Origin of the sequence: Sphingomonas sp. PAMC 26605 (assembly GCF_000241485.1) — a bacterium.
In the GTDB taxonomy this organism is placed as follows: domain Bacteria; phylum Pseudomonadota; class Alphaproteobacteria; order Sphingomonadales; family Sphingomonadaceae; genus Sphingomonas.
On sequence record NZ_JH584241.1, the window covers coordinates 1,690,969 to 1,704,370 of the forward strand.

Sequence of the window (13,402 nt, forward strand, 5' to 3'; positions counted from 1 at the left end):
CCCCCCAATGCACTCGACCGTACCCCCCCAGACGCTGCCCCATACGCGAAGCCTGTCGCGCGGAACGCAGATGCGCTGGCTCGCCATCGTCGCAGCGGTGGCGATCGGGTTGGCCTTGCTGTGGGCCGCGATCGGCGCGCTGTTCCATCATGACGCCGCACCGCCAGCAACGACGCCACCCGGCACGCTCCGTCTGACGCCCGAGCAAATGGCGGGGCTCAAGACGCTGCGCATCGGCGTTGGCGAATCGGATCATCGCACGCTCGCGAGCGGCGCGATCACCGTCGATGGCGATCGCAGCACGCCGGTACTGCTGCCCTATGCCGGGCAGGTGGTGAAGGTGCTCGCCGATGCCGGGCAATATGTGAAGCCGGGGCAGCCGCTGCTGCTGATCCAGACGAGCGACTTCGTCGATGCGCGCAGCGGACTGTTCAGCGCGCGCGCGGCGCTCCAGAACGCGCAGGCGCAGCTCGCCACGGCGAGCCGCAATGCCGAACGCCAGCGCCAGATCTTCGAGACAGCGGGCGGCGCGCAGAAGGATTACCAACAGGCGCAGACCGATTTGATCGCGGCGCAAGCGACCGCGCGCACCGCCGCGGCGGCGCTCGGCGCGGCGCGCGACAAGCTTGCGATCCTCGGCAAGTCGCCCGCCGAGATCGGCGCACTCGAACGTGTCGGCGAAGTCTCCGGAATTCACGACCGCACGACGCTTCACGCCCCCGTCGGCGGGCTGATCGCGTCGCGCGACGTCGCCGCCGGGCAATATGTCTCGCAGGGCGGCGACAAGCCGGTGATGACGATTACCGATCCTTCGCGCGTCTGGCTGATCGCGCAACTCGCCGAGGGCGACGCGAGTGCGGTGCATATCGGCGACGCCGTCACGGTCACCACGCCCGCCTTGCCGGGGCGCAGCTTCCATGCGACGATCGACCTTATCGGCGCAGCGCTTGATCCGCAGACGCATCGCCTGCCGGTGCGCGCGACGATCGCCAATCCCGACGGCGCGCTGAAGCCGCAGATGTTCGCCAGCTTCTCGATCCAGCGCCCGCAGCAGGGCGCGGCGCTGCGCGTCCCCGCCGCGGCGGTGATCCACGAGGGCGATGCCGCGCGGGTCTGGGTGGTACGGCCCGACGGGCTGCTGCAGGCGCGCACCGTCACCGCCGGGGACGAACAGGACGGCCAGGTCGTCATCCTGAGCGGGCTCAACTCGGGCGAACGCATCGTCACGTCGGGCGCGCTGTTCGTCAACGAGGCTGGTCTCGGCGAATGAACAAGATCGTCGAATTCTCGCTGCGTCAGCGGCTGCTGATCGTCGGCATCTTCGCGGCGATGCTCGTGGCGGGCGCGATCGGCTTCTGGAACCTCAATATCGAGGCCTATCCCGACCCCGTCCCGCCGATGGTCGAGGTGATCACGCAGACGCAGGGCCTGTCGGCCGAGGAGATGGAGCGCAACGTCACCATCCCGATCGAGGTCGGCATGGCGGGCATTCCGCATCTCACCGCAATCCGTGCGATCTCGCTGTTCGGCCTGTCGGACATCAAGATCCAGTTCAGCTACGATCTGACCAACGAGGCCGCCAAGCAGCAGGTGATCAACCGCCTGTCGCAGCTGCCGCCTTTGTCGGGCGGGGCGCAGCCGACGCTGTCGCCGACCAGCCCCGTCGGCGAGATCTTCCGCTACAAGATCACCGCGCCGCCCGGCTATTCGGTTATGGACTTGAAGACGCTGCAGGATTGGGTGCTGCAACGCCGCTTCAAGCGCATCCCGGGCGTGATCGACGTCACCGGCTGGGGCGGCAAGCTGCGCGCCTATGACGTGGTGATCGACAACGACCGGCTCGCGGCGCACGGCGTGACGGTGGCGCAGGTGCTCGCCGCGCTCTCCAAGAGCGATGGCAATGTCGGCGGGCAGACGATAAATTTCGGGGCGCAAGCGGCGATCGTCCGCGGCGTCGGGCTGATCCAGTCGGTCTCGGGAATCGAGAACGTGCTCGTTGGCAGCGCGAACGGGCAGCCGATTCTGCTGAAGGACGTCGCGCACGTCCAGATCGGCAACGAGCCGCGGCTCGGCATCGCGGGCTACAACAATGAAGACGACATCGTCCAGGGCATCGTGCTGATGCAGCGCGGCGCACAGTCGATGCCGACGATCCAGGCGGTGCAGAAGGAAGTGTCCGACATCAACGCCTCGGGGCTGTTGCCGCCGGGCGTGCATCTGGACCGCGTCTATGATCGCTCCGACCTGATCAAGCTGACGATCCACACCGTGCTCGAAAACCTCGTCGCCGGGATCGCTTTGATCTTCTTCCTGCAATGGGCGTTCCTCGGCAATCTGCGCAGCGCGATCATCGTCGCGGCGACGATCCCGTTCGCGCTCGCCTTCGCGATTCTGATCCTCGTGCTGCAGGGCGAGAGCGCAAACCTGCTCTCGGTCGGCGCGCTCGATTTCGGGCTGGTGGTCGATGCGAGCGTGATCATGGTCGAGAATGTCTTCCGCCACATGGTCGAGCGTTCGGCGCATGTCGAAAACGGGCGTGGGCATTATACGATGGCGAGCCGCTTCTCGGCGGTGCTCGGCGCAAGCCACGAGGTCAGCCGCGGGATCTTCTTCGCCGCCGCGATCATCATCGCGAGCTTCCTGCCGCTGTTCACGCTGACCGGGGTCGAGGGCCACATCTTCGGCCCGATGGCGAAGACCTATGCCTATGCCATCACCGGCGGGCTGATCGCGACCTTCACCGTCGCGCCGGTGCTGGCGACACTGCTGCTCCCCGACAAACTGTCCGAGGTCGAGACCTGGATCGTGGGCAAGCTGCGCCGCGCCTACGAACCCGCCGCCGCCTTCGCACTCGGCAACCGCGTGCTCGCAGTCGGCGGGGCGTTGCTGCTGCTCGCCGCGGCGATGGTTGGCGTGCGCTCGCTCGGGATCGAATTCCTGCCGCATCTCGAGGAAGGCAATATGTACATCCGCGCGAGCCTCCCCGCGTCGATCAGCCTCGAAGCGGGGCAGCCGGTGGTCGACGGCGTGCGGCGGATGATCGCGGCCTATCCCGAGGTCGAATCGGTGCTCTCGGCGCATGGCCGGCCCGATGACGGGACCGATTCGACCGGCTTCTTCAACGCCGAATTTTTCGTGCCGCTCAAGCCCTTCGGCACCTGGCCCGCGGGCGTGACCAAGGAGACGCTGACCGCCGAATTGTCGAAGAAGCTCCAGGCGAAGTACCCGGGCGTCGATTTCTCCTTCTCGCAATATATCGAGGACAATGTCGAGGAAGCCGCCTCGGGGGTGAAGGGCGCCAATTCGATCAAGCTGTTCGGCCCCGATCTCGCGACGCTCGAAAAATATGCCGACCAGATCAAGGACAAGATGGCCAAGGTCCCCGGCATCGTCGATCTCGGCGTGTTCCAGTCGCTCGGCCAGCCGACGGTGCGGATTGACGTCGATCGTGCGCGCGCCTCGCGCTACGGCCTGACGCCCGACGACATCAACGCGACTGTCGCCGCGGCGATCGGCGGCCAATCGACCGCCGATCTGTACGAGACCGGCACCGACCGCCACTTCCCGATCGTCGTCCGGCTGCGCGCCGAACAGCGCGACAGCATCGATTCGATCCGCCGCATCACCGTCGGCGCGCCGTCGCCCAACGGCACCGGCACGATCCAGGTGCCGCTCTCCGAAGTCGCCGACGTGCGGCTGACCTCGGGCGCGTCGTTCATCTATCGCGAGCATCAGGAACGCTACATCCCGATCAAATTCTCGGTGCGCGGGCGCGATCTTGGCGGTGCGGTCGAGCAGGCACGCGCGGAGATCACGCGCAGCGTCCATCTGCCGCCGGGCTATCATCTCGAATGGGCGGGCGAGCTCGACAATCTCAACAACGCCGTCGCGCGGCTCGAGGTCGTGGTGCCGATCAGCCTGTTGCTGATCCTGCTGCTGCTCTACGCCAATTTCGGCTCGATCCGCGACAGCCTGCTCGCTTTCTCGGCGATCCCGATGGCGATCATCGGCGGCGTGCTCGCGCTCGCGGTGTCGGGGACGGCGTTCAGCATCTCGTCGGCGATCGGCTTCGTCGCCCTGTTCGGGATCGCGGTGATGGACGGCATCCTGGTCGTTACCACCTTCAACCACGCGATCGACGAAGGCGTCCCGCGTGCAGGCGCGATCGCGACGACGGTGCGGCATAGCCTCCGCCCGGTGGTGATGACGTGCCTCGTCGCGGCGATCGGGTTGCTGCCCGCGGCGCTGTCGAACGGCATCGGCAGCCAGGTGCAGAAGCCGCTCGCTTTGGTCGTCGTCGGCGGGATGACGCTCGCGCCGATCCTGATCCTGCTCGTGCTGCCGGTGCTGATCGACCTGTTCTCGCACCGCGTCGCACCCGAGGATCGCGGCGCACACGGTCGAGCGGTCGGGCATCATCCGCATCCCGCGGGCGAAGGGGAGGCGCTGGCATGAAGCGGATCGCGACCAGCCTGCTCGCGCTCGGCGTGAGCGCGTGCGCGATGGGACCGCGCGACGTCGTGCCGCCGGTCGCGCTGCCGCCGGCCACCGCGCCGCAGAGCTTCGCGCCGCCGCAGGGGCCGACCCAGCTCACTCGCCTGGCCGAGGTGCCGCGCGACTGGTGGCGCGCGTTCGCCAACAGCGAACTCGACGCGCTCGTCGGCGAAGCGCTCGCGCATGCGACCGACATTGCAGTCGCCGACGCGACCTTGCGCCAGGCGCGCGAGCAGGCTTCGGCCACCGCGGGCAGCGCGCTGCCGCAAGTCGATGCCAATTACCAGGTTCAGCGCACGCGCGTGTCGAACGCGCTCTCGCCCGCGGTCGTCGATTCGAACCAGCAGCTCTACACGCTTCACACCGCGCAGCTGAGCGTGAGCTACAACCCCGATCTGTTCGGCGGCATCAAGACGCGGATCCGCTCGGCGCGCGCGCTGGCCGAGGTGCAGCGGCACCGACTCGATGCCGCGCGCACGACGGTGCTCGCCAATCTCGTCCAGGCGGTGATTCAGCGCGCCTCGCTCGCCGACCAGATCGCCGCGTTGCAGACGAGCGTCGCGGTCAATCGCGACATCCTGACGCAATTGCTCAAGCGCCAGCAGCTCGGCGCGGTCGGCGCGGCGGATGTCGCGACGCAACAGGCGGCACTCGCCACCGCGCAGAGCGCGCTCCCCGCATTGGTGCGCGGCGAAGCGCATCAGCGCGTCGTGATCGCGACCTTGATCGGGCGCGCGCCCGGCGCGCCGCTGCCGGCGCTTCCGTCGCTTGCCGGCCTGGCCTTGCCGCAGGATCTGCCCGTCCTGCTCCCCTCGGACCTCGTCGCGCGGCGGCCCGATGTCGGCGCCGCGCGCGCGCAGTTGGAGGGCGCGGCCGCCGATGTCGGGACGGCGATCGCGGCGCGGCTGCCGAGCATCCAGCTCGATGCGAGCGGTGGCGGGACCTCCCAGCATCTGTTCGACATCTTCAAGAACGGCAATCCGTTCTGGTCGGTGCTGGGGGGCGTTACGCAACCGATCTTCCATGCCGGGTCGCTGCGCCACCAGCAACGCGCCGCCGAGGCCGCGCTCGATGGGGCCAAGGCGCAATATCGCGCGACCGTGCTGCAGGCGTTCGGCGACGTATCCGACGCGCTCACCGGGCTCAAGACCGACGCCGATGCCTATGACGCGGCGTCGCGGGCGGGCGACTCGTCGGCGCGCGCGCTCGGCTTCATCCGGCGTCAGCTCGCGCTCGGCGATGTCGGGACGCTTGCGTTGCTCAATGCGACCGCGACCGACGCGCAGGCGCGCTCGCTCGTCATCCAGGCGCGCGCCGCGCGCCTCAGCGATACGGTCGCACTGTACCAGGCGGCGGGCGGCGGCGTGGCGGGGCGCTAGGCGCGCGCTATTGCGCGGCCCGGCAAGGCTGGCGTCACATCAGGTTGAGATAGGCCGGGTTGAAATCCGCGACGCGGCACAGGGCGTCCCAATCCTGCACCACGAACATGCGGCGGTCGCGCGCGATCAACTGCTCGGCCTCGAGATGCTGGAGCATGCGGTTGACATGGACCGGGGTGAGCGCGGTCGCGTCGGCAATCTGCTCTTGGCTCATCGGCAGTTCGAAACGGCGCTGTGTCTCGCTCAAGGGAACGCTATTGCGGCGATAGATCAGTTCGCACAGCAGATGCGCAATCCGCGTCCGCGCGTCGCGACGCCCGACATTGAGGATCCATTCGCGCTGGATCGCGCCGTCGATCAGCGTGTCGCGCCACAGCGCGCGTGCGACGGCCGGGCGGGCGTCGATCGTTGCGCGGATCGCCTCGATCGGAATCCACGCGATGCGCGCTTCGTTGAGTGCCTGGACATTGTGGTCGGCGGTGCGCAGCTCGAGATGGTGCAGATCGACCATATCGCCGCTGCGGTGGAACGACAGGATCTGGCGTTGACCGACGCCGGTCAGCTTGCTGCGAAAGGCGTGACCTTCGAGCACGAGACTGCAGTCGCGCACCATTTGCCCGTCGCGCAGCAGATAGCCGTTCCCCCGCACGGTTTGCGAACGGTACGGCCACCCCCGGATAGCCGCGACATCGTCGTCATCGAGCCGCGCGAGGCGCTGCAATTTGGCAATCAGCGGTGCAAACGGATCATCGCGCGGGACGAGTCCGCGCTGCGCCTGATCGAATGCTGCTCGAGCGGTCTGCTGTTCCATATGGCCCGGATCGATTGAGGGAACGCCGCAGCGCCATTGGCATGGCGAACTCGCTTATGCCCCGACTATGCAAAACTGCCGTAAGAATGACAATAAAGTAGATCAATTTTGCCAGGATATCGGACAATACTATTGTCGTTTCCTGCCGCCGGCACGGGGGCGTTCGGGCTAGCCGGCGCCTATTGCAGGCGGCTTTGCTCAGGCAACACGTTGATTGCGGTCCGTACGCGTGTTTCCCAACCGCCCTTTAACATGAAGGAGATCTGGCACCGAAGGCCGTCCGGGTGCAGCGCGAAGCTGGTTTGCGCGGCGAGCAGATTCGGCAATGCTTGCTCGATCACGTCGCGCCCGACGCCATAATGGTGCGCCCGAACCGTTTCGCCCGGAGTGCCCGACTCGGTCCATTCGAGCCGCAATTCGCCCGCGACGACCGACCAGCCAATGTCCAGACGCCCCGCGCGATGCGACAGTGCACCGAATTTGAGCGCGTTGGTGACGAGCTCATGGACCGCCAATCCCAGCGCCTGCGCCTCGGCGTGCTGCAGCGACGTGATCCGCCCGGCAAGGGTAATGCGCGCGTCCTCGCCGAATTGGAAATCGCGCAGCTCCTCGCGGATCAGCATTTCGAGATCGTAGGTGGTGGTCGGATTATGGTGATACCGCGCCAGGGTTTCGAGTCGCCCGCGGAAATGGTCCGCGATCGTCTCGTTGGTTCCGTCGAAGGCGACGCCGTGCGAAAAGAGCGATCGGAGCGTCGCGAGCAGCGCACCCGAACGCTCGTTCTCGCGGCGCAGCGCGATGGTCGCCGAGTCGAGCCGCAGTTTGATCGCGGCGAGTTCGCTACGAAGGCCAGTCGTATCCCCAGCGGTATCGAGGTTGCCGATCATGCAGTGTCTGGCCACGGACGTCCCTCGCGCGAATATACAATCGCGCCAACGCTCTGCGGTCGACCACGGTTCCCCCGGCGGCGGGTGCCACGCCCGTCGCACCGCGTGCCGCACCCCGGATCGGCACGCGCATGCGCGACACCTAGACCATGCCCGTCACTCCGTCCGGTGCGGGCAGATGAGATATTTCGCACCCGTCGCACGGCGATTGTACGCCGCGAACACCTCGGGCTGGAGCGCCTCGACCAGCGAGATTTCGTGCGTGTAGTGGCTTGCGAAGGTCGTGGTCAGTTCGGCGACGACGCGATCCCTCATTTGCTGGACGACGGCGGGCCCGACCTTGACGAGAAAGGGCGTCAGCAGGAAGCCGCCGAGCGCCCAGCTAAAGCCGAAGCTGTTGCGGTTGAGCGTGGTCGGCGCGACGTCGAGCCCACCATAGATATAGACCTGCTTGAACGTGTCCGAGCCGTAGCGGCTATAGGTCGTCATCCGCTTGACCGCGGCCGCCTCCATGCAGGCGAGCAATTGCCCGGCGAGCTTGCCGCCGCCGATCGCGTCGAAGGCGAGCGTCGCACCGGTCTCGACGATCATCGCGGTCAGCGTGTCGAGGAAATCGGGCTGGCTCGAATCGGCGACGTGTTGCGCGCCGATCCCGCGCAGCAATTCGGCCTGCGCCGGGCTGCGCACGACGTTGACGAGCGGGATGCCGTCCTTGAGGCAGATCTTGACGAGCATCTGCCCGAGGTTCGAGGCGGCGGCGGTGTGGATCAGCGCGGTGTGTCCTTCGCGGCGCATCACCTCGGTCATTGCCAGCGAGGTCAGCGGATTGACGAAGCACGACGCGCCGTCGGCGGGTGCGGTGCCATCGGGCAGGACCATGCAATCGGCGACGCGCAGCACGCGATATTGCGCGTACATCGCGCCGCCAAGCATCGCGACGGTCTTGCCGAGCAATGCCTGCGCCGCATCCGACGCACCCGCCTTGACGACGATGCCGGCGCCTTCGTTGCCGATCGGCATCGCTTCGTCGAGCCGCCCCGCCATCGCGCGCATTCCGCCCGGCGGCACCTCGGCGGTGACGAGCGGATGGCCGTCGCGGGTGGTCGCGGTCGCGCTGCTCATGTCGGCCGCGCCGAACAGCAGGCCGAGATCGGACGGGTTGATCGGTGTCGCCAGCACCTTGACGACGACCTGGTCGTCGCGCGGCTCGGCGATCGGTTGATCGACCAGCGTAACCTCGAGCCGCGCCTCCTTGGTGACGCGTGACACCATTTGCAGGCCGGTGCTCGGAACGTGTTCGGTCATGACGATATCCTCTCCTTTTGGCGCGGTTCTAGCCGTTCGGCGTCGAGCGCGCGAGTGCGAACGCGGTTTCTTCATCGCCGATCGTTTGATACGGATGCGGATAACGGCGGCGCGGGGCATAAAGCGAGGCGACGGCGGTGTAGCGAGGCCGAATGAGCAATTGTGCGACTGGGGTGACGGGCCTCGACGAGATCCTGGCCGGCGGGTTGAGCCGGGGGCGCCTGTTTTTGCTCGAAGGGAGCCCCGGCACGGGGAAGACGACGATCGCGACGCAGTTCCTGATGGCGGGCGTCGCGGCGGGCGAGCGGGTGCTCTACATCACCTTGTCCGAGACCGAGGAGGAGCTGCGCGATGGCGCCGCGTCGCACGGCTGGACGCTTCCGCCCGAACTGACCATCTATGAACTGGTGCCGCCCGAAAGCCTGCTCGACGCCGACCAGCAGCAGAGCCTGCTCTATTCCTCCGATCTCGAGCTCGGCGAAACGACCAAGCGGATCTTCGAAGCGTTCGAGCGGATCAAGCCGTCGCGCGTCGTGCTCGACAGCCTGTCCGAGATCCGCCTGCTGGCGCAGAGCTCGCTGCGCTATCGCCGCCAGATCCTGGCGCTCAAGCATTATTTCTCCAAGGCCGACGCCACTGTGCTGATGCTCGACGACCTGACAGCCGAGATCGGCGACAAGGCGGTCCACAGCGTGGCGCATGCGGTGATCCGGCTCGAGGAGCTTTCGCCCAATTACGGGTCCGAGCGCCGACGGCTGCGCGTGCTCAAATATCGCGGTCGCAAATATCTCGGCGGTTACCATGACTTCGTCATCGATACCGGCGGGGTGCGCGCCTTTCCGCGCTTGGTCGCGGCGGTACACAAGACCGACTTCGTCCGCGAGACCGTCGGCATCGACGATCCGGCATTCAACGCGCTGGTCGGCGGCGGCTTCGAGCGTGGCGCGAGCACCTTGATCCTCGGCCCGGCGGGCACCGGCAAATCGCTGCTGACGCTCGGCTTCGTCAAGGCCGCGGTGGAGCGCGGCGAACGCGCCGCGATGTTCGTGTTCGACGAGGAATTGGGGCTGCTGTTCGAGCGCGCGATTGGCCTCGGGATCGATCTGCGCGCGATGGTCGATTCAGGCGACCTGGCGATCGAACAGATCGATGCCGCCGAACTCGCGCCCGGGGAATTTTCGGAACGCGTCCGTAGCTGCGTCGAACGCCACGCGGCGCGGACCGTCGTGGTCGACAGCCTCAACGGGTATCAGGCGGCGATGCCCGAGGAGCAGGCGCTTATCCTGCACATGCACGAGCTGCTGCAATATCTGAACCGGCAGGGGGTGATGACCTTCCTGACGGTCGCGCAGCACGGTCTGGTCGGCGACATGCGCTCGCCGGTCGATGTCACCTATCTCGCCGACACGGTGATTTTGCTGCGATATTTCGAAGCGCGCGGACGGGTCCGAAGGGCGATTTCGGTCGTTAAGAAGCGGACCGGTCCCCATGAGGATACGATTCGCGAGTTCATGATCGGCAGCGACGGCATCACCTTGGGGGAGCCGTTGACGGGCTTTCAAGGCGTATTGCGGGGCGTGCCGACACTGCTTGGGGATGCGGAAGGACTGCTGGACACAGAGGCTTGAACGACCGTTGAACCGTACGTTTGCAGAAGGTGCCGTGGTGCTCGCGCCACGCGGCCGCGATGGCACGATCGCGCAGGCGATGCTGGCCGAGGCCGGGTTGGCTGCGGAAACCGTGCCGGATTTGACGGCGCTCGTCACGACGCTGCGGCGCGGCGCCGCGTTCGCGATCGTCACCGAGGAAGCATTGCGCACCGCCGATCTGCGCGACCTGGCGGCGTTTCTTGCGGACCAGCAGGAATGGTCGGACTTTCCGTTCATCCTGCTGACCGAGCGCGGCGGCGGGCTCGAGCGCAACCCGGGCGCGGTGCGCCTGCTCGAGACGCTCGGCAACGTCACCTTTCTCGAACGGCCATTCCATCCGACCACGCTGATCAGCCTCGCGCGCGCGGCGTTGCGCGCGCGCGTGCGACAGTATCAGGCACGCGCGCGGCTCGAGGAGATCAATGACGGCCAGGCGAGCCTCAAGCTTGCGCTGTCGGCCGGCGGGCTCGGCACCTGGGCGCTGGCGCTGCCTGCGCGGACGATGACCGCGGCGCCCGAATTCAAGGCACAGTTCGGGCGTGCGGCTGACGATCAGTTCGGCCATGCCGATCTGTTCGCGGCGACGCATCCGCAAGACCGCGCGCTGCTCGAGGATGCGCTGGCGGATTCGATCGCGACCGGGGTCGATCTCGATCTCGAAGCCCGCTGCTTCTGGCCCGACGGCTCGCTGCACTGGGTTCAGATCAATGGACGGGTCGAGCGCGACGTCGGCGGCGCGGTCGTCCGGCTCGTCGGCGTGTCGCACGAGATCACCGAGCGGCGGCTCGACGAGATCCGCCAGCGCGCGCTGCTCGAACTGGGCGACGCGCTGCGGCACATGACCGACGGCGACAAGATGTCGTTCCTCGCGGCGCGAATCCTCGGCGAGACGATGGGGGTGAGCCGTGCCGGCTACGGTACGATCGACCCGGTGCGCGAGACGATCACGGTCAAGCGCGACTGGAACATGCCAGGGATCGAGAGTCTCGCCGGAACGCTCCAGTTTCGTGATTACGGCTCCTATATCGAGGATCTGAAACGCGGCGATACCGCGGCGATCGCCGATGTCCGGCTCGATCCGCGGACAGCCGACGGGGCGGCCGCGCTCGAAGCAATCTCGGCGCGCGCGTTCATCAACATGCCAATCGTCGAGAATGGCGCGTTCGTCGCGTTGCTCTATCTCAACCATGCCGATGTGCGCCCGTGGTCGGCCGAGGACCTCGCCTTCATCCGCGACGTCGCCAACCGCACGCAATCGGCAATCGAGCGGCGCAACGCCGAAACCGCACTCGCGAACCTCGCCGAAACGCTCGAGCGCGAGGTCGAGGCGCGCACGCGCGAGCGCGATCGGACGTGGCAGAATTCGCAGGATCTGCTCGGCGTGGTCGACACGCAGGGTCGGTTCATCGCGGTCAATCCCGCCTGGACCGAAATTCTCGGTTGGTCGGCGCGTGAGATGGAGGGGCGCGCTTATGGCGCGTTCGTCCATCCCGACGACGCTGCGGCCACCGAAGCGGCGTATCGCCAGGCGCAGGTCGGGCGCCTCCACCAGTTCGAAAATCGCATGCGCCACCGCGACGGAAGCTATCGCTGGGTATCGTGGGTCGCCTCGTCGGGCGACGGGCTGGTCTATGCGAGCGGTCGCCACGTCACCGCGGAAAAGGAAGCAAGACTCGAGCTCGAAGCCGCGCAGGCGCAGTTGCGCCAGGCGCAGAAGATGGAGGCGGTCGGCCAACTGACCGGCGGCATCGCGCACGATTTCAACAATCTGCTGACCGCGATCTCTGGCAGCCTCGAGCTGATGCAGGTGCGCATCCGCCAAGGCCGCAGCGGCGACGTCGAGCGCTATGTCGCGGCGGCGCAGCAGGCGGCGAAGCGCGCCGCGGCGCTGACCCACCGGCTGCTCGCTTTCTCGCGCCGCCAGACGCTCGATCCGCGGCCGACCGACATCAACCGCCTGATCGTCAGTCTCGACGATCTGTTGCGGCGCTCGGTCGGCCCGACGATCGAACTCGAAGTGGTCGGCGCGGGCGGTTTGTGGACCACGCTGATCGATCCCAACCAGCTCGAGAATGCGCTGCTCAATCTGTGCATCAACGCACGCGACGCGATGCCCGACGGTGGGCGGATCACGATCGAGACCGCCAACAAATGGCTCGACGACAAGGGCGCGGCCGAGCGGCAATTGCCGCCGGGGCAATATGTCTCGCTATGCGTCACCGATACGGGCTCGGGGATGGACGCCGAGACGATCGAGCGCGCGTTCGACCCGTTCTTCACGACCAAGCCGCTCGGCGAGGGCACCGGGCTCGGGCTGTCGATGATCTATGGCTTCGTCCGCCAGTCGGGCGGGCAAGTGCGGATCTATTCCGAGCTCGGCCACGGCACGACGATGTGCCTCTATTTCCCGCGCGTCATCGGCCAGGATGCGCTCGAGGATGTCACCGTATCGACCGAAGCGGCGTTGCCGCTGGCGCGTGGCGAGACGGTGCTCGTCGTCGACGACGAGGATGCGGTGCGGATGCTGGTGACCGATCTGCTCGCGGACATCGGCTGCCAGTATCTCGAGGCGGGCGACGGGCCGGCCGGGCTCGCGATTCTCGACTCGCCCGCGCGGATCGACCTGTTGATCACCGATGTCGGTCTGCCCAAGGGCATGAACGGGCGCCAGCTCGCCGATGCCGCGCGGCAGAAGCGACCCGATCTCAAGATCCTGTTCATCACCGGCTATGCCGAAAATGCGGTGATCGGCAACGGGCATCTCGATCCGGGCATGCACATCCTGACCAAGCCGTTCCCGATGGAAGTGATGAGCGCGAGAATCCGCGAGCTGCTCGGGACGGGGAGCGCGGATCCGGGTGAGTCGGCTGACTGACT

At 67.1% G+C, this 13,402-nt stretch carries 9 protein-coding genes; 6 read left to right on the forward strand and 3 right to left on the reverse strand.

Annotated features, from left to right (window positions below; translation table 11 throughout):
* The first annotated feature begins 70 nt into the window (after nucleotides 1-70).
* From RH90_RS07825 to RH90_RS07835, 3 genes are read left to right on the forward strand one after another with little or no spacing between them, the layout of a single operon-like run.
* The gene (locus tag RH90_RS07825) at nucleotides 71-1,270 is read left to right on the forward strand and encodes an efflux RND transporter periplasmic adaptor subunit (protein WP_010184938.1); all 1,200 of its coding nucleotides are present in this window, start codon (nucleotides 71-73) and stop codon (nucleotides 1,268-1,270) included.
* Entirely contained in the window at nucleotides 1,267-4,455 is a 3,189-nt protein-coding gene (locus RH90_RS07830; protein WP_010184939.1) for an efflux RND transporter permease subunit, read from the forward strand. Before RH90_RS07825 ends, RH90_RS07830 begins: the two co-directional genes overlap by 4 nt.
* On the forward strand, nucleotides 4,452-5,873 hold the full coding sequence (locus RH90_RS07835) for an efflux transporter outer membrane subunit (RefSeq protein WP_010184940.1): 1,422 nt from the start codon (nucleotides 4,452-4,454) through the stop codon (nucleotides 5,871-5,873). Before RH90_RS07830 ends, RH90_RS07835 begins: the two co-directional genes overlap by 4 nt.
* A gap of 34 nt (nucleotides 5,874-5,907) precedes the next feature.
* Here the strand turns inward: RH90_RS07835 and RH90_RS24220 are convergent, their stop codons facing one another.
* Nucleotides 5,908-6,384, reverse strand: coding sequence for a Crp/Fnr family transcriptional regulator (locus tag RH90_RS24220; RefSeq protein ID WP_232280329.1), 477 nt, complete (start codon nucleotides 6,382-6,384; stop codon nucleotides 5,908-5,910).
* Here RH90_RS24220 and RH90_RS24225 point away from each other — a divergent pair.
* The gene (locus tag RH90_RS24225) at nucleotides 6,367-6,702 is read left to right on the forward strand and encodes a hypothetical protein (protein WP_232280330.1); all 336 of its coding nucleotides are present in this window, start codon (nucleotides 6,367-6,369) and stop codon (nucleotides 6,700-6,702) included. The genes RH90_RS24220 and RH90_RS24225 overlap by 18 nt on opposite strands.
* Nucleotides 6,703-6,863: 161 nt before the next feature.
* On the opposite strand, the gene RH90_RS07845 is transcribed toward RH90_RS24225, so the two are convergent.
* Entirely contained in the window at nucleotides 6,864-7,571 is a 708-nt protein-coding gene (locus tag RH90_RS07845) for a sensor histidine kinase (RefSeq protein ID WP_010184942.1), read from the reverse strand.
* A gap of 156 nt (nucleotides 7,572-7,727) precedes the next feature.
* Nucleotides 7,728-8,876, reverse strand: coding sequence for a zinc-binding dehydrogenase (locus RH90_RS07850; protein WP_010184943.1), 1,149 nt, complete (start codon nucleotides 8,874-8,876; stop codon nucleotides 7,728-7,730).
* A 152-nt stretch (nucleotides 8,877-9,028) separates the two neighbouring features.
* Here RH90_RS07850 and RH90_RS07855 point away from each other — a divergent pair, with 152 nt between their 5' ends.
* Together RH90_RS07855 and RH90_RS07860 are read left to right on the forward strand one after the other, a co-directional pair.
* The gene (locus RH90_RS07855) at nucleotides 9,029-10,504 is read left to right on the forward strand and encodes an ATPase domain-containing protein (protein ID WP_010184944.1); all 1,476 of its coding nucleotides are present in this window, start codon (nucleotides 9,029-9,031) and stop codon (nucleotides 10,502-10,504) included.
* A 34-nt stretch (nucleotides 10,505-10,538) separates the two neighbouring features.
* Complete coding sequence (locus RH90_RS07860) at nucleotides 10,539-13,400, forward strand: PAS domain-containing protein (protein ID WP_010184946.1); 2,862 nt, start codon at nucleotides 10,539-10,541, stop codon at nucleotides 13,398-13,400.
* The last annotated feature ends 2 nt before the right edge of the window (nucleotides 13,401-13,402 follow it).

Coding starts and splice junctions, on each gene's coding strand:
- RH90_RS07825 (WP_010184938.1), top strand. CDS start 71: ATGCGCTGGCTCGCCATCGTCGCAGCGGTGGCGATCGGGTTGGCCTTG.
- RH90_RS07850 (WP_010184943.1), bottom strand. CDS start 8,876: ATGACCGAACACGTTCCGAGCACCGGCCTGCAAATGGTGTCACGCGTC.
- RH90_RS24225 (WP_232280330.1), top strand. CDS start 6,367: ATGGTGCAGATCGACCATATCGCCGCTGCGGTGGAACGACAGGATCTG.
- RH90_RS07845 (WP_010184942.1), bottom strand. CDS start 7,571: ATGATCGGCAACCTCGATACCGCTGGGGATACGACTGGCCTTCGTAGC.
- RH90_RS07830 (WP_010184939.1), top strand. CDS start 1,267: ATGAACAAGATCGTCGAATTCTCGCTGCGTCAGCGGCTGCTGATCGTC.
- RH90_RS07855 (WP_010184944.1), top strand. CDS start 9,029: ATGAGCAATTGTGCGACTGGGGTGACGGGCCTCGACGAGATCCTGGCC.
- RH90_RS07835 (WP_010184940.1), top strand. CDS start 4,452: ATGAAGCGGATCGCGACCAGCCTGCTCGCGCTCGGCGTGAGCGCGTGC.
- RH90_RS24220 (WP_232280329.1), bottom strand. CDS start 6,384: ATGGTCGATCTGCACCATCTCGAGCTGCGCACCGCCGACCACAATGTC.